Raw genomic sequence first — 25,561 nt, 5'->3', positions numbered from 1 at the left:
GATGACTGAAGCAAAAAACCGCCCGGCCGGCCTTGCCGCCATCGACCGCGAAATGGCGCGCCAGCATGAAGATGCGCTTGCCTCCTTCGACCGGAACAAGGATATCGCCGGCAAGGTCGCCGCCTCGCTCAAGGCGAGCGGCAGGCTGCTGCTGCTCGGCATGGGCGGCTCGCATGCCGTTGGGCGCGCCGTCGAGCCGCTCTATCGCGCGCATGGCATCGACGCCGTCGCGCTGCCGCTGTCTGAGCAGCTCGGCCAGCCATTGCCGCTCGACGGCCGAACGGTGCTCATCACTTCGCAGTCCGGCGAAAGCGCGGAGGTTGTGCGCTGGTTCGCCGAGACCGGCCGGCGCGACGACACTTTCGGACTGACGCTGGAGGACGGCTCCTTCCTCGGTCGGACGGTTCCTTGCCTCGTCGGCGCCGGCGGAACCGAGCTTGCTTTCGCCGCGACCCGCAGCCTGACCGTAAGCTTCGCCTTACACCTCGCCATCCTGGCGGCGCTCGGCGAGAATCCCGCAGGGGCGCTTGCGGCGCTTAGAGCCCCGGAGACCGTCGAAATCGATGATGCCCTGGCTGCGCTGAACGAGGTTGCGACTGTCGTCACCTCGGGCCGCGGCCTGCAAGGGCTGGCAGAAGCGCTGGCGCTCGGCCTGACCGAACTGTCGCGGCTGCCCTGTTTCTCGCTTGAAGGCGGCCAGCTTCGCCATGGGCCGATGGAAATGCTTGGGCCCAAAATCGGCGTTATCCTCTTTCGCGGCAACGACGCGACTGCCGACCTCGTCACCGCCATGGCCGCTTCCGTGGTCGAGGCCGGCGCGCCGGTGATTGTCTTCGATGCCTCCGGCGAGCCGCCGGTTGCAGGCGCCGTGACCCTGGCCTTCGAGCCGGCCGTCGGTCTGGCGGCGATCTTCGCCATGCTGCCGGTGGCGCAGCGCCTGATGATCGCCTTTGCCGATGCCCGCGTCGACAATGCCGGCACGCCGGTCCGCACCACCAAGATCACCCGGAGCGAATGATGCGGCCGCTCGCGGTGATCGGCAACGTCAATGTCGACCTGATCGTCGGCCCGGTGGCGCCCTGGCCGAAGGCAGGGACAGAGACCGTCGTCGACCACGACGATTTGCGCGTCGGCGGCCAGGCCGGCAACACGGCGCTCGCCTGGCAGGCGCTCGGCATCGATTTCGACATCGCCGCCAATCTCGGCGACGACCAGTTCGGCCGCTGGCTGCGCGAGGCATTTGGCGCCCGCGCGGAAAAATGGCCGGTCCATCCGGAAGGCACGACACTGTCGGTCGGCATGACCCATCCCGATGGCGAGCGCACCTTCTTCACCACGCGCGGCCACCTGCCCCGCTTCAGCCTGGACGACGTGCTTGCCGTGCTGGACGGCAAGCGGCTTGCCGGCGGGTATGCGCTGCTGTGTGGTTCCTTCCTGACCGACGATCTCACCCGCGACTACGACAGGTTTTTCGACTGGGCAGAGGCGCATCATATCGCCGTCGCGCTCGATACCGGCTGGCCGATCGACGGCTGGACAGCGGCGAACTGCGCCGCCGCGCGTGGTTGGCTGTCACGCTGCGAATTGGCGCTGCTCAATGAGGTGGAAACGACGGCACTGGCGGGGCTGGAGAGCCCGGCGCAAGCCGCGCGCAAGATCCGTGACGGCATGAAGAAAGGTGCTGTCGTCGTCGTAAAGCGGGGGCCGGAGGGCGCGATCGCCATCGGCGGCGACGGCCGACTTATTGAACAGGCGGCGCCGCGCGTGAAAGTCATCGACACAATCGGCGCCGGCGATGTTTTCAATGCCGCTTTCCTGGCCGCACTGGCGCAGGAGCGACCGCTGATGAGCTGCCTTTCCGCGGCCGTCCAGGTGGCGTCGCGCGCCATCTCAACCTTGCCCCGCGACTATGGCGGGCCGATAGAATTCGAGGACGCCGTCAATGAGCGCGCTTGAAATCCGCGATATCCGCAAAAACTACGGCGCCGTCGAAACGCTGAAAGGCATCGACATCGCCTTGGAAAGCGGCGAATTCCTGGTGCTGCTCGGCTCATCCGGCTGCGGCAAGTCGACCTTGCTCAACATCATCGCCGGGCTGGCCGAGGCGACGAGCGGCGATGTGCTGATCGGTGGCCGCTCGGTGCTTGGCGTGCATCCGAAGAACCGCGACATCGCCATGGTCTTCCAGTCCTACGCGCTCTATCCGAACCTGACCGTTCACCGCAACATCGGCTTCGGGCTGGAGATGCGCAAGGTTGCCGCGGGCGAGCGCGACAAGGCGGTGCGCGAGGCGGCGAGATTGCTGCAGATCGAGGCCTTGCTCGACCGCAAGCCTGGCCAGCTCTCCGGCGGCCAGCGCCAGCGCGTCGCCATCGGCAGGGCGCTGGTGCGCAAGCCGCAGGTGTTCCTGTTCGACGAGCCGCTGTCCAATCTCGACGCCAAGCTGCGTCTTGAAATGCGCACCGAGCTCAAGCGCCTGCACCAGATGCTGCAGACCACGGTCGTCTATGTCACCCACGACCAGATCGAAGCCATGACGCTGGCGAGCCGCATCGCCGTCATGCGCGACGGCCGCATCGAACAGCTCGGCACGCCCGAAGAGATCTATGATCATCCGGCGACGCTCTACGTCGCCGGCTTCGTTGGCGCGCCGTCGATGAACATGCTGAACGCCACCGTCAACGCAGGCCAACTCGCCATTGCCGGCTCCGATGCGCGGGTGGCGGTGCCGGTGCGTTTCAAAGACGCCGTACGGGAGGGCGCCGATGTCATCGTCGGCGTGCGGCCCGAAGCGCTGCGCCTGGCAAGCGGCGGCGCTTCTGAACCGGCGTTCCCGGTCGAGATCGACGTCATCGAACTGACCGGGCCCGAGCTGGTCACAACCGCCCGGATCGGAGCGCAGCGGCTGACCGCGACCCTGCCGCCGCGGACGCCTCTTGCCAAGGGCGAGCCGTGCCGCTTCGCCTTCGACGAAGACGCGCTTCGCCTGTTCGATCCGGCAAGCGGCAAGGCCCTTTGATCCGCTCGCGCACCTCACGCGCGGGAGATGCCGCAATGCGCACGCCTCAATCGATGTCGAACGACACGCCCTGCGCCAGCGGCAGCGCTTTGGAGAAGTTCACCGTGTTGGTGGCCCGGCGCATATAGGCTTTCCAGGCATCCGAGCCGCTCTCGCGGCCGCCGCCGGTCTCCTTCTCGCCGCCGAACGCGCCACCGATCTCGGCACCAGAGGTGCCGATATTGACGTTGGCGATGCCGCAATCCGAACCGTCGACGCCGAGGAAGCGCTCCGATTCCTGCAGGTCGCGGGTGAAGATCGACGACGATAGTCCGGCGCCGACCGCATTGTGCAATTCGAGCGCCTCATCGAAATCGGAATATTTCATCACATAGAGGATCGGCGCGAAGGTCTCCTCCGTAACCGGCGAAACCTGCTTCGGCATCTCGACCAGCGCCGGATGCACGTAATAGGCATCCGGATGGCCGTTCTCGACGCGCGAGCCGCCGGTCACCTTGCCGCCATGCGCCTCGGCTTCCTTGAGCGCCTTCTGCATATTGTCGAAGGCTGCCTTGTCGATCAGCGGGCCGACCAACGCCTTGCCTTCCAGCGGATCGCCGACCGAGACGGTCTGGTAAGCTTTCTTCAGCCGCGGCAGCAGCGCGTCATAGACGCTGTCATGCACGAACAGGCGCCTGAGCGTCGTGCAGCGCTGACCGGCCGTGCCCATGGCGCCGAAGGCGATGGCGCGCAGCGCCATATCGAGATCGGCGGTGGGCGTCACGATGCCGCCATTGTTGCCGCCGAGCTCAAGCACGGCGCGGGCGAAGCGTTTGGCCAGCCTGGGACCGACGTCGCGGCCCATGCGGGTCGAGCCGGTGGCCGAGACCAGCGGCACCTTCGGATGATCGACCAGCACCTCGCCGGCGACGCGATCGCCGATCAGCACCTGAAGCAGACCCTCCGGCGCATCGGCGCCGAAACGCTTGGCGGCGCGCCTGAAGATCGCCTCGCAGGCAAGCGCGGTCAGCGGTGTCTTCTCCGACGGCTTCCACACCACGGCGTCGCCGCAGACCAGTGCAAGTGCTGCATTCCACGACCACACCGCGACCGGGAAGTTGAAGGCCGAGATGACGCCGACGACGCCCAGCGGATGCCAGGTCTCCATCATGCGGTGGCCCGGGCGCTCGGTGGCGATGGTCAGGCCGTACAATTGCCGCGACAGGCCTACCGCGAAATCGCAGATGTCGATCATCTCTTGCACTTCGCCAAGGCCTTCGGACGGGATCTTGCCGACCTCGATCGACACCAGCCGGCCGAGCTCGGCTTTGTGCTGCCGCAATTCCTCGCCCAGCAGGCGCACCAACTCGCCGCGCTTCGGCCCCGGCACTAGCCGCCAGGCCTGGAAGGCCTGGTGCGCGGCATCGATCGCCTTGCCGGCATCGGCCGGCGAAATCGACCTCAGCGCCGCGATCTGCTCGCCCGTCACCGGGCTGCGCACGATGAGATCGCCGCCGGAAAGCGCATCCCTGGCGACGCCGAGTTTTTCCAGAAGTGAGGCCGTTTCCGTCGCTATCGTCATATTTTGTCCCTTTCGGATTCCGCCATTCATATGGCGAGAGTGGAAGCCTTGCGCCATGCCTTGTCCTGCCGTCCGGCACGCGGCGCCTTGATGGCGTGGCATTACTCGTTTCAGGGAAGAACCGCCACCCCGGCATGGTCCAAGCCGGAAGCGCGAAATTGGGCCAGGCAGATTCAGTGTGCCTTTTGAGTCAGGGAACGCTCGGTGCTTTCCTTGATCAGCCGGTCGATATGCATGCGGATATGCGCCGCCTCGGCAGCGGTGTTGGCGAGCGCGATCGCACGGTCGAAGGCGACACGCGCCTCCTCGTTGCGGCCAAGCTGCATCAACAGGCCGCCCCGCAGGCCGAAGAAATGGAAATAGCCCGACAGCCTGTCTTCCAGCGGCTCGATCATGGCAAGTGCCGCCTCCGGACCACGCACCTTGCTGACCGCGACGGCGCGGTTCAGCGTCACCACCGGCGATGGCTGCATCTGTTCGAGCAAACCGTAAAGCAGGTCGATCTCCGTCCAGTCGGTGTCCTCGGCGGTTGCCGCCCGCGCATGCAGTGCCGCGATCGCCGCCTGCACCTGGTAGGGACCGGGCTTGCGATGGCGCAATGCCTTGTCGACCAGCGCCAGACCCTCATCGATCATCTTGCGGCTCCACAGGCTGCGGTCCTGGTCCTCGAGCAGGATGATTTCGCCATTCTCGTCAAAGCGCGCCGGCGCCCGCGCATGCTGCAGCAAAAGCAGCGCGGTCAGGCCCATGATCTCCGGTTCCTGCTGAAACAGCCTGAGCAGCAGCCGGGCGAGCCGGATCGCCTCCTCGCAGAGCGGCGCGCGCGCCGGCGCCTCGCCGCTGTTGGTCGAGTAGCCCTCGTTGAAGATCAGGTAGACCATGGCGGCGACCGCGGCGAGCCGCTCCGAGCGCTCGACCGCGCCCGGCGTCTCGAACGGCACGCCGGCATCCGCAATGCGCGCCTTGGCGCGGGTGATGCGCTGTTCCATGGCGCTTTCGCCGACCAGGAAGGCGCGCGCGATCTGCTTGACCGTGAGGCCGGAGACGATGCGCAGCGCCACCGCGATCTGCTGCGTCGGCGGCAGGTCCGGATGGCAGCAGATGAACAAGAGCCGCAGGATGTCGTCGCGATAATGCGCGCCGTCCAGCCGCTCGGCGATGTCGCTCTCGGCGTCTTCGAGATCGGAGATCTGGTCTTCTTCCGGCATCGGCGCCTGCTTGGCGCGCTTGCGCACCGCGTCGATGCCGCTGTTGCGGCCGACGAAGATCAGCCAGGCAGCCGGATCGCGCGGCGGGCCGTTTTTCGGCCAGTTCTTGAGCGCTCTCAGGCACGCATCCTGGAAAGCCTCTTCCGCGGCGTCGAGGTCGCGGAAGTAGCGCAGCAGCGCGCCCATCGCCTGCGGACGGGCGGTGCTGATCGCGTTGCTGATCCAGGCAAGTTCGCTCATGCTGCGGCCTTGGCGGGGTTGAAGATGGAAATCGGCCTGATCTCGTAGGAGCCACCGCTCGGATTTACTTCGGAAAGCTCGCGCGCGAACGCCACGGCTTCGTCGAGATCATTGCATTCTAGCGTGTAGAAACCGAGGAACTGTTCCTTGGTTTCGGCGAACGGGCCGTCGAGCACGATCGATTCGCCTTTGACCTTCCTCAGCGTCGTCGCGGCGGTAGTCGGCAACAGCCGCGCCACCGGCCCAAGCCGCCCGGCCCTGGCATATTTGTCCTGCACGTCGAGAAGCTTTGCCATGACCTCGTCGTCCTGTTCCTTGCTCCAGGAGCAGACGACGTCTTCGGAGGCATAGCAGAGGATGGCGTAAAGCATGGCGGGTCCTTTCCATATCAAAGGACGAGACAGTAAGACCCTTCCCGACACCACGTCGATAAAAAATTTGCCGGGCGATCACCGGCTTGCCTGTCCACGCAGCCGCGCGTCAGGCGCCGCGCGATTGCAGCCATCTGAGCACCAGCGTCTCCTCCTCGTCGAGGCCCTCTATCAGGTGTTTTCGCCTGCTGGCTTCCGCCATTTCGCCGAGCAGCCGGCCTTGCGACCACGCCTCGAACACCAGCGGGTGGATATAGCATTTGCGGCTGACGGCGCGCGTGTTGCCCAGCCGTTCGGCGACCTTGTCGATGATGGTGTTCACCACCCGCTTTTGCTGCGCGGCACTTTCGGGAAGCTCCGTCTGGGCAAACAGCGATGCGGCGTGAATGGTGCCGCCCCAGGTCCGGAAATGTTTGGAGCTGAACATCGGACCGGCAACATCGTGGATGTAGCGGTTGACGTCGTCGGAGCGCAGCGGCCGCCGGTTTGCGTCCTCGTCGAGATACTGGAACAGTTTTTGGCCCGGCAGATCCTGCGCTCCGCGCACGATCCTGGCGATACGGCGGTCGACGAGCTTCAGCTTCCATTCCTTGCCGGACTTGCCCTTGAAGGCAAAGCGCAGACTGGAGCCCTCGATGTCGACGTGACGGTCGCGCAGCGTGGTCAGCCCAAAGCTCTTGTTGTCATGGGCGTAAGCCGTATTGCCGACGCGGATCATGGTGTTGTCGAGCAGCCAGACGACCGCGGCGACGACGCGCTCGAACGGCAGCCCGTGGCGGCGCAGATCGGCGTCGATCTGTCGCCTGAGACCAGGCAGCGCCTCGGCGAAAGCGACGAGGCTGGAATATTTGGCGCCGTCCCGCTCCTCGGTCCATTGCGAATGATAGCGATATTGCTTGCGGCCGCGCTGGTCGCGGCCGGTCGCCTGGATATGGCCGTCCGGATCGGGCGAGATCCACACATCCGTCCAGGCCGGCGGAATGACGATCGACTTGATGCGGGCAAGCGTCGCCTCATCGACAGGGCGGCCGTTGGCCCCCAGATAGGAAAAGCCCTTGCCTTTCCTCAGCCGACGGATGCCGGGATCGGCGTCGCTGACATAGGTCAGCGAAGCGCGCTCGGCCGAATTTTGCGCACCGTTCTCCTGGGCGTCGTCCTCGGGCGCCGAACGGTCAAGGGACGATTGGGATCGCTGCAGCATGAAGGCTCCGTGGAACTCGTCCACAGATAAGCTCCGCAAGCGGCGCTGGTTCCGTGCCGCAGGCGACGGCTCTGTCAGGCTTGCCGGTTCGCGGGACGGGTCAGGTGCGCACCGTTCGGCTTCGATATCGAAAAGTAGCGCCGCGCCGCGATCTTCAGCCGATAGCGAATACAGCGCCAGATGTCGGCTGGAGCCTTCGGCGCAGCCTCGGCAACCGCCAGGAATTTCGCGGCCATATGCAAATCGCCTCGCGCATAGTGGACACGCGCGATCTTCAGGGCGACGAGCCCTTCCCTGGCCTTCAAGGATGATTTTGCGATGCCGCAGGTCTCGAGTTCGCGCAGCGCCAGGCGCCATTCGAGGAAGCGCTGTGCAGGCCTGATGGTGAAGCGGTCGTCGGAGCGCTCCGCCGATACGAAATAGATGAGGATCGGCTGTGTCACGACCGCAAGCGAGGCCCTGCTCATCACACACGCCCAGAACAACGTATCCTCATCATAAGCGAGCCCGGTCGGGAATCGCGTCTCGCCGATGACGCCGCGCGAAACAAGCGCGCTGCCGACAGCGATCGACCGTATCTGGCCGTTGAGATATGCCGAGGCATTGGCCAGCCCGGCGTCTGTGTAACCAAAGGGTGTCTTGACCTGCCGATCCCTGCCATCCGTCCGCCGGCAATAAGCGCCGACCACCATGTCGGCGCCTGGCCGGGTCCTGGTCCTGGAAACCAATGTCCGCAGGCCTTTTTCCAGATGCAGATCGTCGGCATCGATCATGTAGATCCAGGGAAAGCGAGCCTGCTCCAGCGCCAGATTCCTGGATCCGCCCGCGTCCCGGCAGCTCGACTTGATGATGCGCAGCGGCAATGCCAGGCGGGAGGCCGCATCCGTAGCGACAGCCGCTGTATCGTCGGACGAGGAATCGTCAACCAGAAGCACCTCGCCGATGACTTCAGATTCCGAAGCAAGCGATGCCAGCGTCCTAACTATGGTCGAAGCCGCGTTGTGTGCCGGAATGATGATGCTGACTGCTGTCAATGAAGAACCCCCTGCAGCTAATATAGCGGCAGCATAGAACCTTCATTTGTCAGGATATCGGCCGTATAGCAAGAAGAAATCCTTGCCTGTCGACGCGTCACACCTTCTCGGCCGCCGCCGGAATGACGTCGACCGCTTGCTCGCCGACCTGGCCGCCGGTGGTCTTCAGCACGCCGACGATCGGCGCCACGTCGGAATAGTCGCGGCCATAGCCGACGGTGATATGGTCGTTGCTGGCCCGCATGCCGTTGGTCGGGTCGAATTCCTGCCAGCCGGCGTCGCGGCCGCACCAGGCCTTGACCCAGGCATGCATGGCATCCGCCCCTTCGAGCCGCGGTTTGCCTTTCGGCGGAATGGTGCGCAGGAAGCCGCTGACATAGCCGGCGGGGATGCCAAGCCCGCGCAAGCCAGCGATCATGATGTGGGAAAAATCCTGGCAGACCCCGCGTTTCAGCGCGTAGGCATCGCTGGCTCGTGTCTGCACGGTGGTTGCCTTGCTGTCATAGGCAAAATCGCGATGGATGCGGTTGCAGAGATCGATCGCGGTGGCGACGGTCGAACCGGCGAGGCTGTCGCGGGCATAGGCGGTGATCGCCGCATCAATGCCGGCATGGTCGCTGGCGGCGAGGAAATGATGCGGCGCGGCGGGCGAAAGCGAGCGCACCGCATCGATTTCCATTGTCAGCCTATGGATGTCGGGCGAGACGTCGAGGCCGGGCTCCGGCCGCGCGACCGACACGCGCGCGCTCATCCGGATGTCGAGCTCCTCATGCGCCTCGCGAAAGGCGATCGCGGTGACGTTGTTTCCGAAGAAATCGGCAAAATCGGCGCGCTCGGCCGGCATCGGCGCGAACGAAAGCGAGGCGGCGATCACCCGCTGCACGCCGGCGATCGTCTGCGGCAGCACCCGCACCTGGTGCCGGCCGCCGCCGGCGGCGCCGGCGTAGTCGTAGTGCAGGTGCAGCCTGATGTCGTAGAGCATCTACAGCAATTCCAGCAAAAGTGCGTAGCGGTTGGGCTCGGCGGCTTCGCCGTAGCCTTGCGTCCGGAATTGCGCAAATAGACAAAGCATTGGAGGCGATCCCTTTTCGCTGGAAATGCTCTACCCGAAATAGGCTTTGGCGAGGCTGCTGTAGAGGTCGCCGATCTGGTTGGCGAGGTCGTCGAGCACCTTCTCGGTCATGTCCGACGGCTCCATGATGGCGATCGCGGTGTTGAGCTGCAGGATTTCCTTGGCGGCCGGCGACATGTGCCCCTCGCCGCCGATCGAAGGCAGCATGCCGATCTCGGCCTTCAGCCGCTCGAGTTGGAACAGGATGGAGCGCGGATTGAGCGGATCGAGCGCCAGGAGGTCGATCACCGTGCGCCGCCCGGCCTGCACCGGATATTGCCGGCGATGGGTCATGACGCTGTCGCCGATCTCCAGCATCATGTCGAGCGCACCATCCGGCGCGCCTTTTGCGGTCAGCCGGGCAAGCGTGCGTGCGATCTGGATGCCCCGCTCCAGCCGGCGGCCGATCTCCAGGAAGCGCCAGCCGGTGAAGCGGTACATGTTCTCGTGCAGCAGGCCGGAAAAGCCGGCGAGCTTGCGCAGCATCACCGTCATGGCCCGCGTCGCGTCATCGCCGGGCGCGACCGTTTCGGCGAATTTATGGATGGTCTTCGACAGATCCTTCAGCGCCAGCCAGCCATCGGGCGAGAAACGGTCGCGGATCTGCCCGGCGCTGTAGACGGCGCTGTCCAGCGTGCCGATCAGCCCCGACGGGATCGCCGAATGGACGTCGATGCCGAACGGCTCGAGATAATCCTCTATGTCGGCAAGCAGCGGCATTTCCGGATCGGAGGTCTCGGCAAGCCTGACGTGATAGGCGCGCAGCACGCGCACCGTGTCTTCAGAGCGTTCGATGTAGCGTCCAAGCCATGTCAAGTTTTCCGCTGCCCGGCTTGGCAGGCTGCCCGGCATGGTGCGGGTGAAGCCCTCATGCTCCTGCGGCAGCAGCGTCTCTCGCTCTACCGGCCTGTCGCTGACCACCCAGACGTCTGCCGCCTGGCCGCCGCGCTGCATGGCGATCGCCGTCGGGTCGAGCGAGAGGCCGACGCGGGCAAAGCCGCCGGGCATCACCGTCCAGCCTTGCGGCGTGCGCGCCAGATAGACGCGCAGGCTGGCCGGCCGCGGCTCCAGCCAGCCGTCGACAAAGACGGGCGTGGTCGAGAGCGTCACCGCTTCCTGGCCGACGAAGCCGGCGCCGTCGGTTTCGATCCGCGCGATAAGTTCCGCCCGCTCGCCGGCTGAAAGCACCGAGCCCAGGCGCGTCGCGCCATCATCCTCGAAGGCGAGCCGCGTCGACAGCGCCGGACCGATAACCATGCGGTCGATGTTGGCGAGCACATGGGCGCGCTCTGCCTCCTGCCCGCACCACCATGTCGCGATGTTCGGCAGCTTGAGATCCTCGCCCTGCAATTCCCGCGCAATCTGCGGCAGGAAGGAGAGCAGCGCCCGCGTCTCCATCAGGCCCGAGCCCAGCGCATTGACCGCCGAGACGGTGCCGCGCCGGATCGCCTCGACCAGCCCCGGCGTGCCGATCTGCGATTCCGGCCTGAGCTCCAGCGGATCGGCAAAGGCAGCGTCGAGCCGCCGCCACAGCACGCCGATCGGCATCAGGCCGGAAACGGTGCGCACCATCAGCCGGCCGCCGGAGACGGTCAGGTCCTCGCCCTCGAGCAGCATGATACCGAGATAGCGGGCGATATAGGCGTGCTCGTAATAGGTCTCGTTGAGCGGCCCCGGCGTCAGGATGGCGACGCGGCCGCCGGACTCCTTCGCCATGCCGTTCAGCGCATCGCGGAAGCGGCGGAAGAAGCCGGCAAGCCGATGCACATGCATCTCGCCATAGATGTCGGAAAGCGCGCGCGTCGTGGCGACACGGTTCTCCAGCGCGAAGCCGGCGCCCGACGGCGCCTGGGTGCGGTCGCCCAGCACCCACCAGCGGCCGTCCGGACCGCGGCCAAGCTCGAAGGCGCAGAAATGCAGGAAATGGCCGCTGGCCGGTCGGGTGCCGGCCACGGGCCGCAAAAATTCCGGGCTGGCCGCGATAAGCCCGGCCGGCACGATGCCCTTCTCGATCAGCCGGTTCGGCCCGTAAATGTCGGCCAGGATCGCCTCGAACAGATCGGCGCGCTGGACGAGGCCGGCGCTGATCTCGGCCCATTCCTTTTCCTCGATCAGCAGCGGGATGTGCGCCAGCGGCCATTCGCGTTCCTTGGCGCCGGCCTTGTCGTAGACGCGGTAATAGACGCCGGCATCGCGCAGATACTGGTCGGCGCGGGCAAAGCGCTGCCCGAGCTGGTCCGCGCCCAGATCGTCCAGCGCTTCGATGAAAGGCCGCCAGGCGGGGCGCGGATTGCCGGCGGCGTCGACCATCTCGTCGATGACGCCGTCGATCGGCTGATAGTGCTGCAGCAGGCTGTGCGCCTGCGGCTTTCCGCCCGCCCGTTTATGATTCCCTTTTGCCATCGCTGATCAGAGTCTTGCCGGCCGCCTGAGGTCAAGGGTCATGGGGAATTCTTCAGGGGCTTCTTCGGCGCGCAGAACATAACCGCCGGGCGTGTGGCCGCGCGGCTCGAACCGGGCGAGCCTGCGCGCTTCCGCCTCGTTGCCGTTGACCGGGAAGGTGTCGTAGCTGCGCCCGCCGGGATGCGCGACGTGGTAGACACAGCCGCCGACCGCGCGCCCCGACCAGCGGTCGTAGATGTCGAAGACCAGCGGCGTGTTGACCGGCAGCGCCGGGTGCAGGCCGGAGGCTGGCTGCCAGGCCTTGAAGCGCACACCGGCAACCGCGATTTCGCGGTTATCGGTCACCTTCATCGGCACGATGCGGCCGTTGCAGACGACAGCGTGCCGCTCGGGGTTCAGACCTTCAGTCTTCACCTGCAGCCGCTCGACCGAGGAATCGACGAAGCGCACGGTGCCGCCGATGGCGCCCTGCTCGCCCATCACATGCCAGGGTTCCATCGCCTGCCTCAGCTCCAGCTTGACGCCTGCATGCCGCACCTCGCCGCAGAAGGGGAAGCGGAATTCGAGCTGCGCGGTAAACCACTCCGGGAGGAACTCGAAGCCGTTGAGCTTGAGGTCGTCCAGCACGTCGAGAAAATCCGCCCAGACATAATGCGGCAACATGAACCGATCGTGCAGCGATGTGCCCCAGCGCACGAAACGACCGTCGAGCGGCGCCTTCCAGGCGCGCGCGATGATGGCGCGGACCAGAAGCTGTTGCGCCAAGCTCATGCGCGCGTTGGGCGGCATTTCGAAGCCGCGGAACTCGACCAGTCCGAGCCGGCCGGTCGGGCCGTCGGGCGAAAACAATTTGTCGATGCAGATTTCGGATCGGTGCGTGTTGCCGGTGACATCGGTCAACAGGTTGCGGAACAGCCGGTCGACGAGCCACGGCAACGGTGCCGCGCCTTGGTCGGGATGCGGCACCTGCGCCATCGCGATTTCGAGTTCGTAGAGCGAATCGTGGCGCGCCTCGTCGAAGCGCGGCGCCTGGCTGGTCGGGCCGATGAACAGGCCCGAAAACAGATAGGACAACGACGGATGCCGCTGCCATTGCAGCACCAGGCTCTTCAACAGGTCCGGCCGGCGCAGAAACGGGCTGTCGTTGGGGGTCGCGCCGCCGACCACGACATGATTGCCGCCGCCAGTGCCGGTGTGGCGGCCGTCGATCATGAACTTGTCGGCGCCGAGCCGCGACTGCCGTGCCTCCTCGTAGATTGCCGTGGTCGTGGCGACGCAATCCTGCCAGTTGGCGGCGGGATGGATGTTGACTTCGATGACGCCCGGATCCGGCGCGACGCGGATGACGTTGAGGCGCGGATCGTGCGGCGGACCGTAGCCTTCGATATGGACGGCAAGACCGATCGCTTTGGCAGCGTTCTCGGCCGCCGCCACCAGTTCGAGATAATCTTCGAGCGCCTCGACCGGCGGCATGAACACGCAGAGCCGCCCGTCGCGCGGCTCGACCGAGAGTGCTGTACGCACCGCGCCGCCGATCTCGGTGATTTCCTGCTCGACGCGGTCCTGCTGGCCGGTCGCCGCGGTGAAGGACACCGCCTGCTGGCGGCGCGCCATCTCGTCGGCGCCTTCCAGTTCGGCAGGGGCGGCGGAAGGCAGGATCGCTTCCCGCGCCGGCAGCACTCCGCGCGGCACCGACGGATCAACCGGCACGATATAGGGAAACTGCGCCGGCGGCACATAGGGCAGCGTGCCGAGCGGCAGGCGGTAGCCGACAGGTGAATCGCCCGGCACCAGAAACAGCCGGCCGCGCCGTGTCTTCCATTTCTCCGAGCGCCAGCGCATGCCTTCCGCCTGGCTGTTCCAGCGCTGCACCGGCAGCACATAGCCCGACGGCTTGGTCAGCCCGCGCTCGAACACGTGCGCCATGCGGCTGCGCTCCTCCGGGTCCTCCAGCTTGGAGTTGGATGGATCGACATTGTCAGGCAGCTTGCCTTCCTTGAGCAGCCATTCGGCCGGATCCTCATAGGCTTCGCTGACCATCGCTTTGTCGATACCGAGCTCGCCGGCGATCGCCGTCAACAGGCTTTCGGCCTGCTGCGGTCCAATTTTCGCGTCGCTCTTTTCGCGCGCGATCAGCGACGGGTCGCTCCACACCGGCTCGCCGTCGGCGCGCCAGTACAACGAAAAAGTCCAGCGCGGCAGGCTTTCGCCCGGATACCATTTGCCTTGGCCATAATGCAGAAAACCGCCCGGCGCGAAACGCTCGCGCAGCCGGCGGATCAGCTCATCGGCCTTTTCGCGCTTGGTCGGGCCGACGGCTGCCGTGTTCCATTCATCGGACTCGAAATCGTCGATCGACACGAAGGTCGGCTCGCCGCCCATGGTGAGGCGCACATCGCCTTCCTTCAGCGCGGCATCCACCTTGTTTCCCACCGCATCGAGCGCCTGCCAGCTCTCGTCGGAGAACGGCCTGGTGATGCGCGGGTGCTCGGCGATGCGCTCGACCCGCATGTCGAAGCCGAAATCGACATTGGCGAAGCTCGCCATGCCGGAAATGGGCGCGGCGTTGCGGAAATGCGGCGTCGCCGCCAGCGGCACATGGCTTTCGCCGGTGAGCAGCCCGGAGGTCGGATCGAAACCGATCCAGCCGGCGCCCGGAATATAGACCTCGCACCAGGCATGCAGGTCGGTAAAGTCGACCGCCGTTCCGGGCGGCCCGTCCAGCGCGACGAGATCGGGCTTGAGTTGGATCAGATAGCCGGAGACGAAACGTGCGGCGATGCCGAGGTTGCGCAGGATCTGCACCAAGAGCCAGCTCGAATCCCGGCACGAGCCCTTGGCCGCGGCCAGCGTCTCCTCCGGCGAGAACACGCCGGTCTCCATGCGCACGATATAGGCGATCTCGCGTTGCAGCCGCGCATTGAGATCGACGAGGAAATCGACGGTGTTCTTCGGGCTGCGGTCGATGGTTTTGAGGAAGGCCGAAAGCAGTGGCCCGGCCGGCTCCGGCGTCCGGTAGATGGCGAGGTCGTCGCGGATCTCTTCCGGATAGTCGAAAGGAAAAATCTCGGCCGACGGCTCGACGAAGAAATCGAACGGGTTGTAGACCGTCATGTCGGCGACGAGATCGACCTCGATCTTCAATTCCGTCACCGGCTCCGGAAAGACGAAGCGGGCGAGGAAGTTGCCGTAAGGATCCTGCTGCAGATTGACGAAATGGTTCGCCGGTTCGACCTTCAGCGAATGGCTGAGCACCTTGGTGAGCGAATGCGGCGCCGGCTGCAGCCTGATCACCTGGGGACCGAGAACGACCGGACGGTCGTATTTGTAATGGGTCAGGTGGTGGACGGCTGCCAGAATTGCCATGGTGCCCCGAAGTTCGGCGTTTCAGTTCGCCGAACCCTGACATAGATGCTGGCCATTCTCCAAGCAGAGATGTTGCGCTGCACCTAATTTAGGCAGCCTTGCCGGCTCAGAAAAACGCCTGCAGCCCGGTCTGCGCCCTTCCGAGGATCAGCGCATGCACGTCATGCGTGCCTTCGTAGGTATTCACCGTCTCCAGATTCTGCGCGTGGCGCATGACGTGATAGCCGATCTGGATGCCGTTGCCGCCGTGCATGTCGCGGGCCTGGCGAGCGACGTCGAGCGCCTTGCCGCAATTGTTGCGCTTGACGATCGAGATCATCTCCGGCGCCATCTTGCCTTCATCCATCAGCCGCCCGACGCGCAACGATCCCTGCAGGCCCAGCGCAATCTCGGTTTGCATGTCGGCGAGCTTCTTCTGGAACAGTTGCATGCCGGCGAGTGGCTTGCCGAACTGTTTCCTGTCGAGGCCATATTGCCGTGCCCGGTGCCAGCAATCTTCCGCCGCGCCCATCGCGCCCCAGGAAATGCCGTAGCGCGCCCGGTTGAGGCAACCGAACGGACCGCCGAGGCCCTTGGCGTTGGGCAGCAAGGCCTCTTCGCCGACCTCGACGCCTTCCATCACCACTTCGCCGGTGATCGACGCGCGCAATGACAGCTTGCCGCCGATTTTCGGCGCCGAAAGCCCCTTCATGCCCTTCTCCAGCACGAAGCCGCGGATCTCGTCCTTGCCGTTATCACCCTTCAGCTTGGCCCAGACGACGAACACATCGGCGATCGGCGCATTGGAGATCCACATCTTGGAGCCAGAGAGCCTGTAGCCGTTCGCCGTCTTCTCGGCCCGGGTCTTCATGCCGCCCGGATCGGAGCCGGCATCCGGCTCGGTAAGGCCAAAGCAGCCGATCCATTCGCCCGACGCCAATTTCGGTAGGTATTTCTTGCGCTGTTCTTCCGAGCCGTAAGCATGGATGGGGTACATGACCAGCGACGACTGCACGCTCATCATCGAGCGGTAGCCGGAATCGACGCGCTCGACTTCCCGCGCGACCAGCCCATAGGTCACATAGTTGGCGCCGAGGCCGCCATATTCCTCCGGGATGGTGATGCCGAGCAGACCCGCCTCGCCCATCTCGCGAAAGATGCCGGCATCGGTCCTTTCCTCCAGATACGCCTCCTCGATCCGGGGCGCGAGCTTGTCGGCGGCGAATGCCGCCGCTCCGTCGCGCACCATGCGCTCGTCCTCGGAAAGCTGATCCTCGATCAGGAAGGGATCGTTCCAGACGAAAGCATTCTTTTCGGCGGCCATGGCGATGTCCTCGGAAAGGGTCAGTGCCCGGCTTATCGGCCTCCGCATGGAAAAAATCAAACGAAATTGCGTCGGCGATCAATGAGCAATAGTAATGGATCATGAATGTTCAGCGTCGCCTGTTACCGACCACCAGCGCCCTTGCCGCCTTTGAGGCGGTGGCGCGCCTTGGCTCCTTCACCGCCGCCGCGCGCGAACTCGACCTGACCCAAGGCGCCGTCAGCCGGCAGATTAACCTGTTGGAAGAACAATTCGGACGCCGCCTGTTCGAACGCGACAGCCGCAATGTCAGGCTGTCGGCGACTGGCGAAATCTACGCCGAAGCGGTGCGTTCAGCGCTGGGCCAGTTGCGCGACGCTGCGCTCGGATTGATGAGCAATCGGCATGGCGGCATCCTGAACCTCGCCATCCTGCCGACTTTCGGCACGCGCTGGCTGATGCCGCTGATCCCGGATTTTGTCGCCCGCCATCCGGATATCACCATCAACTTCGCCACCCGCATCGGCCGTTTCGACTTCGCCCGCGAGCGGCTCGACGCCGCCATCCATCACGGCATGCCCGACTGGCCGGAGGCGGAATCGACGCTTTTGATGCGCGAGACCGTGATGCCGGTGATTTCGCCCGAATTCCTGGCCAGCCGCGCCATCGCCACGCCGGCCGATATCGGCCGCCTGCCGCTGCTGCACATGGCGACCCGCCCCGGCGCCTGGAGCGAATGGTTCGACCACCAAGGGCTGGAGGCGCCGACCGGTCCGGGCATGCAGTTCGAGCAATTCGGCACGGTCGCGCAGGCCTGCATGGCAGGCCTCGGAGTGGCGCTGCTGCCGGAAATCCTGATTGCCGCAGAATTGCAGCGCCGGCAACTGGTGCCAGCGCCGGGCACGCCGATGCAAAGCCGCAGCGCCTATTATCTCGTGGTGCCGCACGACAAGTGCGGCCACCCGCCGGTCGCCAGTTTTCGCGACTGGCTGCTGGGTCAGATCGGCAAGGAGCTGTCTGTCCTGGCCTGGTAGCTATTTCCGCTTCATCGCCTCGGCGAGCGCCGCGCCGAACGCGCCCTGCGACGGCCTTTCGGGCTGACGCTGCGGCGCTGGCGAACGTGGCGCAGGTTTGCCGCCGCCATTGTCGCGCGGTCCGCTTCGGGGAGCGCCGCCGTCGCCATCCTTGCGCATCGAAAGCGCTATGCGCTTGCGTTTGATGTCAACCTCGACGACGCGAACCTTCACGACGTCGCCGGCCTTCACCACCTCATGCGCATCCTTGATGAAGCGGTCGGCCAATTGCGAGACATGCACAAGGCCATCCTGATGCACGCCGATGTCGACGAAGGCGCCGAAGGCAGCGACATTGGTGACGGTGCCTTCAAGCTGCATGCCGGGCCTAAGGTCCTTGATGTCGTCGACACCCTCGGCAAAGGTCGCAGTCTTGAAGCCGGGGCGCGGGTCGCGGCCGGGTTTCTCCAGCTCGGCGATGATGTCGCGCACTGTCGGCAAACCAAAACGCTCATCGACGAAGACTCGCGGGTCGAGCGCCTTCAGCGCCGCGCTGTCGCCCATCAGCGCGCGCACGTCACGGCCGCAGGCGGCTACGATCTTCTTCGCCACGCCATAGGCTTCCGGATGTACCGATGACGCATCGAGCGGCTCGGAGCCGTTCGGAATGCGCAGGAACCCGGCGCTTTGCTCGAACACGCGAGGTCCCAGGCGCGATACCTTGAGCAGGTCCTTCCGGCTGGCGAAGGGGCCGGATGCATCGCGATGCGCGACGATCGCCTCCGCAAGCGACGGCCCGAGACCGGAAACCCGCGCCAAAAGCGGCGCCGAAGCCGTGTTGAGGTCGACGCCGACGGCGTTGACCGCATCCTCCACCACTGCTTCCAGCGAGCGGCCGAGCCGGTACTGATCGACATCGTGCTGGTATTGGCCGACGCCGATCGACTTCGGCTCGATCTTGACCAGCTCGGCCAGCGGATCCTGCAGCCGCCTGGCGATCGACACCGCGCCGCGCAGCGATACGTCAAGGCCGGGGAATTCCGCCGCAGCGGCCGCCGAGGCCGAATACACGGAGGCGCCCGCCTCGCTGACGATCACCTTGAGCGGCTTCGGTCCGGAACCGGCAGGCAGGTCCGACAGCATGTCGGCAACCAGCTTCTCGGTCTCACGGCTGCCGGTGCCGTTGCCGATCGAGATCAGCTCGACTTTGTGCTGGCGGATGAGCGCCGCGAGTTCCGCCTGCGTGCCGCGCACATCGTTCCTCGGCGGAAACGGATAGACGGTCGTCGTCGCCACCAGCTTGCCGGTGCCATCGACCACCGCCACCTTGACGCCGGTGCGGATGCCTGGGTCCAGCCCCATGGTCGGCCGCGAGCCGGCAGGTGCAGCCAGCAGCAGATCCTTGAGGTTGCGGGCGAAGACATGGATCGCTTCCTCCTCGGCCCGCTCTCGCAGATCGCGCATCAAATCCAGCGTCAGATGCAGCGACAACTTGATGCGCCAGGTCCAGCCGGCGACCTCCATCAGCCAGCGATCGCCCGGCAGGCTGGCGCCGATCGCATAGGCATTGGCGATCATGCGCTCTACCGGCTTCACCGGTGATGCATCGTCGGCATCGACCTCGATGTCGAGCGACAGCACCTCCTCGTTGCGGCCACGCAGCATGGCCAGGGCGCGGTGACTGGGGACGCCCGACCAGCGCTCGACATGATCGAAATAGTCGGAGAATTTAGCACCGGCCTCCTGCTTGCCATCGGCGACGCGGGCGCGCAGGAAGGCGCGTTCCTTCATGTAGGCGCGCAGCTTGCCGACCAGATCGGCATTCTCCGAAAACTGCTCCGACAGGATGTCGCGCGCGCCTTCGAGCGCCGCCTTCACGTCCGCGATCTCGCCGCCGACATAGGCTTGCGCGAGCTCGGCCGGCACCGCCGAACGGTTGGCGAGAATAGCCTCGGCCAACGGCCCGAGCCCGCGCTCGCGTGCAATCTCTGCTTTGGTGCGCCGCTTCGGCTTATAGGGCAGGTAGATGTCTTCGAGCTCTGCCTTGGTGGTGGCCGCTGCGATCTTGGCCTCCAGCTCCTCGGTCAGCTTGCCCTGCTCGCGGATCGAACCGAGAATCGTCTCGCGGCGCGCATCGAGCTCGCGCAGATAGGCAAGCCGCTCGGCAAGATCGCGCAACTGCGTGTCGTCGAGCCCGCCGGTGACTTCCTTGCGGTAGCGCGCCACGAACGGCACCGTGGCGCCCTCATCGAGCAGCCCAATTGCAGCCGCGGCCTGTTCCGGCCGCGCGCCGATCTCGGCCGCGATGATTGCTGCAATGCGCTTGATGTCTGATGCCATGGCGATCCCTGTCGAAAAGAGCGGCGACCATAGGCCGGGATGCAGGCTCCGCCAACCGCAGCGATTTCAATGGACGGCGAGGGTCCACAGAAAACAGCCATCGTAGCGAACCGCGTACCGGCTCAGACCATCCGGCTCAGCGCCTCGAGGAAAGTGACGATCTCGCCATCGAGCTGGTCGTTGACCGGCAGCGGCTGCGACGACATCTTGGCGATCACCACCTCGTCGCGCGGATTGACGTAGAGCCACTGACCATGGATGCCGATGCCGCAGAAGGCGCCGCTTTCATGCCCTGTCTGGTACCATTTGTTGCGGTAGCGGCCCTTCGGAAAAAGAAACGCCATCGTGCCGCGCTGCCAGGCTTCATGGCTGCCGCCGGCGGCAGTCGTATCGCGCACCCAGGCTTCCGGCATGATGCGGCGGCCGTTGGCCATGCCGCCCTGCCGCATCATCTCGCCGACGCGCGCCATGTCGCGCGGCGTCACCGAAATGCCGCCGGCGGTGCGCGCCGTGCCTTCCATGTCGACCGCGATCGCGCCTTCGCTCGCCGCACCCAGCGGCTGCCACAATTTCTCGCGCAAAAGATTGCTGACGCGCTGCCCGGACGCGCGCTCGAGCAGGACGCCGAGCATATCCGAATTGGGCGAGCGATAGCGGAAAGTCTGGCCATGCGGCTCGGCGAGGCGCTGCAGCGTCAGCAGGAAGGCGAGCAGGCTTTCCGAGCCGCCGCCCGGATTCCATAGCGTGGCGCGGCGGTAGCGGGCAAAGGCGCTTTCGGGATCGAGATAGGCTTCTTCGAAATCGAGGCTGACGGTCATGTCGAGCACATGCCGGCAGCTGGCATCGCCATAGGCCGAGCCTTTGGCCTCGGGAATGTACTGTGTCACCGGCGCTTCTGGATCGAACATCCCCTCGCCCTCAAGAATGCCGGCGAGCACGGCTGTGAACGACTTGCTAATCGAGAAGATGATGTGACGCTGGCCGAACCCCATATGCGGTGCCAGCCAGTCGCCGACCACCTTGCCGCCCTTCATCACTGTCAGCGCGTCGGTGCAGGAACGCCGGAGAAAAGCTTCGATCGTTTCCGGCTCGCCTCCCGGGGCGACCTTTTCGCCTAGCAGCCCGCCAAGCGTCTCCGCCGGCGCCTCGTTGCCGCCAGATGCCGCGAAGGAGGTGCTCGGCACCAGCTCGCCGACATTCTGGAAGGCCCAGCGGTTGAACGGGCTTTCACGCCAGTTGGAAAGCAGCACCTTGTCGCGGGCAAAGCCGTATCTTTTCTCGAATGCCGTCTGGCCGCCCATGATGTCCTCCGGGATGTTTTTGATGGTTCAGGCCAGCGCGGCGGCGATGGCGTGCACTGCCTTCAGCGTCGCCACCGAATAGGCGGAGTTGAGGAAATCCGGATAAGTCGAAAGCTTCACCACGACCATTCTGTGTTCCCAGCTCATGTGGATCAGCTGCCCGAACACCCCTCGGCACATCAGCGCGCGCGAGCGCGGATCCTCGATCCAGAACTGATTGCGGTAACTGCCCTCCGGCAGGCTCGGATTGAAATCCGGCCCGTGCCTGCCATTACGCGTCGCCTCGATCCAGTCGGCCGGCACCACGCCGCCGCCATCGTCGAGGATCAGCTGGCCGAAGCGTGCATAATCGCGCAAAGTCGCGTTGAAGCCGCCATCGGCCAGCGCATAGCCGGCGCTGTCGACTGTGAAGCAGGCGCTCTCGTCGGCGCCCAGTTTCTGCCAGAGCTCTTCCGAGACCAGCTGTGCCAGGCGCTTGCCGCTCACCCGCTCCATGATGAAGGCGAGCACGTCGGTCTCGATCGAGCGGTATTCGAAGGCCTCACCGTGCTCCCGGACCTTGTCCTTCAGCCGCAGGATCAGTTCGAACATATGCGTCGGCCATCGGAAGTCGGGATCGCTGCCCGGCGGCACCGGCTTCCAGCCGCTGGCGACATCGACCTGACCGATCTCGGAATAGCGATCGGTGTATTCTTCGGAAAAGCGCACGCCCGTCGTCATGTCGAGCACCTGCTGCACGGTGGCGCCCGCCCAGGCGGTCTCGCCGAGTTCCGGAAGATAATCGCTCACCAGTTTGGCCGGATCGATCAGACTGCGTCCGACCAGGATGCCGCACACCGAGCCAGTGACCGACTTCGCCATCGACTGCGACAGATGCAGCGTGCGCTCGTCCATGCCGTTGAAGTAGCGCTCATAGGCGATCTTGCCGTCCTTGAGCACCAGGAAGCCATCCGTGTAGGTCTCGTCCAGCAGACCGGCTAGCGTTGTCGCAGCACCTGCGCTGTCCACCACCGGCAGATCGTCGAGGTCGACCTCCGCGCGCTCGAAGCGGCGGCGGTGACCGTGGCCACGCCAGACCTCGACGGTCGGCAGGACCTCGCGGATGTTTTGGAAGGCCCAGCGGTTCCAGGGGCCCCTGTCCCAATCGAGTTTGGGCGGCACCATGACGGGCGGTGAGCCCTGCATGATCGCCGGCCGCGGATCAGAGTTGCGGTAAGACGACATCCATCCTCCCTGGACACACGCCCGAACACGAGAAAGGGAGGCCGGAGCCTCCCCCCTCATGAGTTCCGGCGACTTTATTTGCGCAGGTTGGTCCAGATCTTGTTATAGATCTCCACCACTGCGGGCGGGCACGGCGGAACGAATTCGGCCGCGGGCGCGCCGGCCGGCGGATTGAGCTCCGGCGAGTTGGCGAACTCCGGCGGCAGGAATTTGTGGCTGCCGGCGATGCCGTTGTCATAGCCGGCAAACTCGGAGATCAGCGCCGCGTTCTCAGGCGCCATGACGAAATCCTGGAACAGCTTGGCGTTCTCGAGGTTCTTGGCCCCCTTCAGCACCGCCACATTGTCCATCCAGCCCTCGATACCTTCCTTCGGATAGGCATATTTGATCGCCGGAATCTTCTGGCGCGAGCGGTAGGCCGCACCATTCCACTGTTCGGTCACGATCACGTCGCCGGAAGTGATCTTAGTGATCGTGTCGTAGCTGAAGGTCTTCCAGGACGGCTTGGCGGTCATCAGGATGTCGTTGATCTTTTTCAAATTGGCCTTGTCGGCGCCGCAGCGGGGCACGCCGGCATAGCGCTCGGCTGCATGCATGACGGTGTTGACATCGTCGAGCACGTTGATCTGGCCCTTCAATTCGTTCGGCGGATCGAACAGGATCGCCAGCGTATCGATGTTGCCCTTGAACTTGTCCATGTTCACGGAGAACGTCGTCGTGCCGAACTGCCACGGCGCGGTGTAGTGGCGACCCTTGTCCCAATAGATATCGACGAAGCGCGGATCGATGTTCTTGCCGTTCGGCATCGCGTTGGGCTCGGTCTTTTCGAGCAGGCCCTCTTCGACCATGATCTTCACGGTGTAATCGGACGGCACCACGATGTCATAGCCGGAATTGCCGGCGCGCACCTTGGACAGCATGGTTTCGTTGGAATCATAATCGTCCAGCGTCACCTTGACGTTGTACTGCTTCTCGAACTTCTCGATCAGCTTCGGGTTGGTGTAGTCGCCCCAATTGTAGATATGCAGTTCGCCGTCGGCGAGCGCCGGCACGGTCCATAGCAGCACGGCCGTCGAGACGGCCGCCATCAGTTTTCCAGACATTTTATGTTCTCCTTGCCTTCCCATTGTTGTGTTGGAGCTCTCGGGTCACTTGGCGCGTCGGCGCGCGATCAGGAAAGAGATCGAGACGAACAGGATCGATACCAGCAGCAGGATGGTGGAGATGGCGTTGATCTCCGGCGTCATCGGCCGCCTGATCTGGTTCCAAATGTAGAGGGGCAGCGTCGTCTGGCCGGGGCCGGCGACAAGCTGGGTGATGGTGAAATCGTCGAAGGAGACGATGAAGGCGAGCGCGGCGCCCGACATGATGCCGGGAACCAGCAGCGGCAGCGTGATGCGCCTGAACGTGTTCCATGGCGTCGCGTAGAGGTCGGCGGCGGCGTACTCCAGCGTCAGGTCCATATCCTCGAGCCTGGCCCGGATCGGCATATAGGCAAAAGGAATGCAGAACACGATGTGGGCGAAGATCAGATTGCCGATGCCGAAATTCAGCCCGAATGCGCCGGCGATCAGCGCGAAGAACGACAGCGTCGCCACCGCCGTGATGATCTCAGGCACCATCAGCGGCAGGTTGATGATCATGAAGGCCGCGGCGAGCCCGCGCCATGGCTTGACCCGCGTCATGCCGATCGCCGCAAGCGTGGCGCAAATGGTCGAAACGATCGTCGCGGTCACCGAGATGATCATCGTGTTGCGGGCCGCGTGGTGGAATTCCTCGTTGAGGAACGCGCTGCCGTACCAGCCCAGCGTGACGCCTTCCCAATGCGTGACCAGCGAGCCGCTGTTCAGCGAGAAGATCATCAGGATCAGCACCGGTATGTAGAGCACGCAAACGCAGATGACGGCGATCGTGCCGAAGCCCGGCTGGTCCTTGATGTCGATGGTGCGGGGCTCAGCCATGCTGCATCTTCCCCGACGTGTTGCGGACGTAGAAGAAGAGCGCCACCAGCACCGCCGCCATCAGGATCAGCGCCTGCGCGCAGCCGAGCGGCCAATTACGCCCGGAGCCGAATTGCTGGGCGATGAGGTCGCCGATCATCAGATGGATGCCGCCGCCCAGGATCAGCGGCGTTACATAGGCGCCGAGCGCCGGAATGAAGACCAGCAGGCAGCCAGCGATGATGCCGGGCTTGGACAGCGGGATGATCACCCGCCACAGCACCTGGCGGCGGGTCGCGTAGAGGTCGTAAGCCGCCTCGACCAGCCGGAAATCCAGCTTCTCCAGGCTCGAATAGAGTGGCAGCACCATGAACGGCAGGAAGGCGTAGAGCAGGCCGAGCTGGATGGCGAAGTTGGTGTAAAGCATGGTGATCGGCTTATCGATCACCCCCAGCGCCATCAGCGCATCGTTGATCAGGCCCTCGTCGCGGATGATGAACATGATGGCCAGCGTGCGGACCAGAAGGTTCGACCAGAACGGAATGGTGATCAGAAGCACCCACCAGTTGCGCTGCGCCGGTGTCCGCGTCGCCATGAAATAGGCGGTCGGAAATCCGAGCAGCAGACAGATCACCGTCGTCACCACCGCGAACAGGAACGAGCGCAGATAGATGATCAGGAAGTCGGGCGTGAACTGCAGAGTGTCGTCGAAGATGTCGCGCTGAAACAGAAAGTTCAGATAGGCGTCAGTCGAGAACTGCCACTGCACACCGCCATAAGGAGCGGCGGCAAGAAAAGAATAGACGCATATGATGACAAGCGGCAGTACGCCGAAAATGCCGATGATGATCAGCGCCGGCAGCGACAGCAGCCGGTTGCGCCGGGCGCCGGTTTTCACTGCCTGGGCTTCGAACGATGCCGCCTTGGAAATCGTGGTTGGTGAGAGC

At 64.8% G+C, this 25,561-nt stretch carries 19 protein-coding genes; 4 read left to right on the top strand and 15 right to left on the bottom strand.

Annotated elements, in window-relative coordinates; all coding sequences use genetic code 11:
* Position 1 precedes the first annotated feature (1 nt).
* From FJ974_RS09445 to FJ974_RS09435, 3 genes are read left to right on the top strand one after another with little or no spacing between them, the layout of a single operon-like run.
* Positions 2 to 1,018 (top strand): SIS domain-containing protein, encoded by a 1,017-nt coding sequence (locus FJ974_RS09445; protein WP_413468337.1) that lies wholly within the window; start codon positions 2 to 4, stop codon positions 1,016 to 1,018.
* Positions 1,018 to 1,956 (top strand): PfkB family carbohydrate kinase, encoded by a 939-nt coding sequence (locus FJ974_RS09440; protein ID WP_140529996.1) that lies wholly within the window; start codon positions 1,018 to 1,020, stop codon positions 1,954 to 1,956. The genes FJ974_RS09445 and FJ974_RS09440 overlap by 1 nt, the downstream gene beginning before the upstream one ends.
* Entirely contained in the window at positions 1,943 to 3,019 is a 1,077-nt protein-coding gene (locus FJ974_RS09435) for an ABC transporter ATP-binding protein (RefSeq protein WP_140529995.1), read from the top strand. The genes FJ974_RS09440 and FJ974_RS09435 overlap by 14 nt, the downstream gene beginning before the upstream one ends.
* 46 nt (positions 3,020 to 3,065) lie before the next feature.
* On the opposite strand, the gene FJ974_RS09430 is transcribed toward FJ974_RS09435, so the two are convergent.
* The 9 genes from FJ974_RS09430 to FJ974_RS09390 form a co-directional block, all read right to left on the bottom strand.
* Positions 3,066 to 4,580: an aldehyde dehydrogenase family protein gene (locus FJ974_RS09430; RefSeq protein ID WP_140529994.1), complete on the bottom strand. Its 1,515-nt coding sequence runs from the start codon at positions 4,578 to 4,580 to the stop codon at positions 3,066 to 3,068.
* Positions 4,581 to 4,753: 173 nt separating this feature from the next.
* Complete coding sequence (locus FJ974_RS09425; protein WP_140529992.1) at positions 4,754 to 6,028, bottom strand: RNA polymerase sigma factor; 1,275 nt, start codon at positions 6,026 to 6,028, stop codon at positions 4,754 to 4,756.
* On the bottom strand, positions 6,025 to 6,399 hold the full coding sequence (locus FJ974_RS09420) for a YciI family protein (protein ID WP_140529991.1): 375 nt from the start codon (positions 6,397 to 6,399) through the stop codon (positions 6,025 to 6,027). Before FJ974_RS09420 ends, FJ974_RS09425 begins: the two co-directional genes overlap by 4 nt.
* Before the next feature lie 109 nt (positions 6,400 to 6,508).
* Positions 6,509 to 7,600 carry a DNA topoisomerase IB gene (locus FJ974_RS09415; RefSeq protein ID WP_140529989.1) on the bottom strand — a complete coding sequence of 364 codons (1,092 nt, stop codon included), beginning with the start codon at positions 7,598 to 7,600 and terminating at the stop codon, positions 6,509 to 6,511.
* 74 nt (positions 7,601 to 7,674) lie between these two features.
* A complete protein-coding gene (locus tag FJ974_RS09410) occupies positions 7,675 to 8,634 on the bottom strand; it encodes a glycosyltransferase family 2 protein (protein WP_140529988.1) in 960 nt (319 codons plus the stop codon).
* Positions 8,635 to 8,731: 97 nt separating this feature from the next.
* Complete coding sequence (locus FJ974_RS09405) at positions 8,732 to 9,616, bottom strand: transglutaminase family protein (protein WP_140529986.1); 885 nt, start codon at positions 9,614 to 9,616, stop codon at positions 8,732 to 8,734.
* Positions 9,617 to 9,736: 120 nt separating this feature from the next.
* The gene (locus FJ974_RS09400) at positions 9,737 to 12,148 is read right to left on the bottom strand and encodes a circularly permuted type 2 ATP-grasp protein (RefSeq protein ID WP_140529985.1); all 2,412 of its coding nucleotides are present in this window, start codon (positions 12,146 to 12,148) and stop codon (positions 9,737 to 9,739) included.
* Between the two features lie 6 nt (positions 12,149 to 12,154).
* Positions 12,155 to 15,514 carry a DUF2126 domain-containing protein gene (locus FJ974_RS09395; RefSeq protein WP_140529983.1) on the bottom strand — a complete coding sequence of 1,120 codons (3,360 nt, stop codon included), beginning with the start codon at positions 15,512 to 15,514 and terminating at the stop codon, positions 12,155 to 12,157.
* A gap of 106 nt (positions 15,515 to 15,620) precedes the next feature.
* Positions 15,621 to 16,817: an acyl-CoA dehydrogenase gene (locus FJ974_RS09390; RefSeq protein ID WP_140529982.1), complete on the bottom strand. Its 1,197-nt coding sequence runs from the start codon at positions 16,815 to 16,817 to the stop codon at positions 15,621 to 15,623.
* 101 nt (positions 16,818 to 16,918) lie between these two features.
* Between FJ974_RS09390 and FJ974_RS09385 the strand changes: the two genes are divergently transcribed.
* On the top strand, positions 16,919 to 17,830 hold the full coding sequence (locus tag FJ974_RS09385; RefSeq protein WP_140529980.1) for a LysR family transcriptional regulator: 912 nt from the start codon (positions 16,919 to 16,921) through the stop codon (positions 17,828 to 17,830).
* Here the strand turns inward: FJ974_RS09385 and FJ974_RS09380 are convergent, their stop codons facing one another.
* The 6 genes from FJ974_RS09380 to FJ974_RS09355 form a co-directional block, all read right to left on the bottom strand.
* Entirely contained in the window at positions 17,831 to 20,149 is a 2,319-nt protein-coding gene (locus tag FJ974_RS09380; protein WP_140529978.1) for a Tex family protein, read from the bottom strand. It abuts the gene before it with no gap.
* 122 nt (positions 20,150 to 20,271) lie between these two features.
* Complete coding sequence (locus FJ974_RS09375) at positions 20,272 to 21,450, bottom strand: serine hydrolase domain-containing protein (protein WP_140529977.1); 1,179 nt, start codon at positions 21,448 to 21,450, stop codon at positions 20,272 to 20,274.
* Between the two features lie 27 nt (positions 21,451 to 21,477).
* A complete protein-coding gene (locus tag FJ974_RS09370) occupies positions 21,478 to 22,674 on the bottom strand; it encodes a serine hydrolase domain-containing protein (RefSeq protein WP_140529975.1) in 1,197 nt (398 codons plus the stop codon).
* A 74-nt stretch (positions 22,675 to 22,748) separates the two neighbouring features.
* The gene (locus FJ974_RS09365) at positions 22,749 to 23,777 is read right to left on the bottom strand and encodes an extracellular solute-binding protein (protein WP_181177010.1); all 1,029 of its coding nucleotides are present in this window, start codon (positions 23,775 to 23,777) and stop codon (positions 22,749 to 22,751) included.
* A gap of 45 nt (positions 23,778 to 23,822) precedes the next feature.
* Positions 23,823 to 24,635: an ABC transporter permease gene (locus tag FJ974_RS09360; RefSeq protein ID WP_140529973.1), complete on the bottom strand. Its 813-nt coding sequence runs from the start codon at positions 24,633 to 24,635 to the stop codon at positions 23,823 to 23,825.
* On the bottom strand, positions 24,628 to 25,545 hold the full coding sequence (locus FJ974_RS09355; RefSeq protein WP_181177017.1) for an ABC transporter permease: 918 nt from the start codon (positions 25,543 to 25,545) through the stop codon (positions 24,628 to 24,630). Before FJ974_RS09355 ends, FJ974_RS09360 begins: the two co-directional genes overlap by 8 nt.
* Positions 25,546 to 25,561 lie beyond the last annotated feature (16 nt).

The organism is Mesorhizobium sp. B1-1-8, assembly GCF_006442795.2.
Classification (GTDB): Bacteria; Pseudomonadota; Alphaproteobacteria; order Rhizobiales; family Rhizobiaceae; genus Mesorhizobium.
The sequence above is the reverse complement of the archived record's forward strand: the minus strand, read 5'-3'. Positions and strand labels throughout refer to the sequence as shown.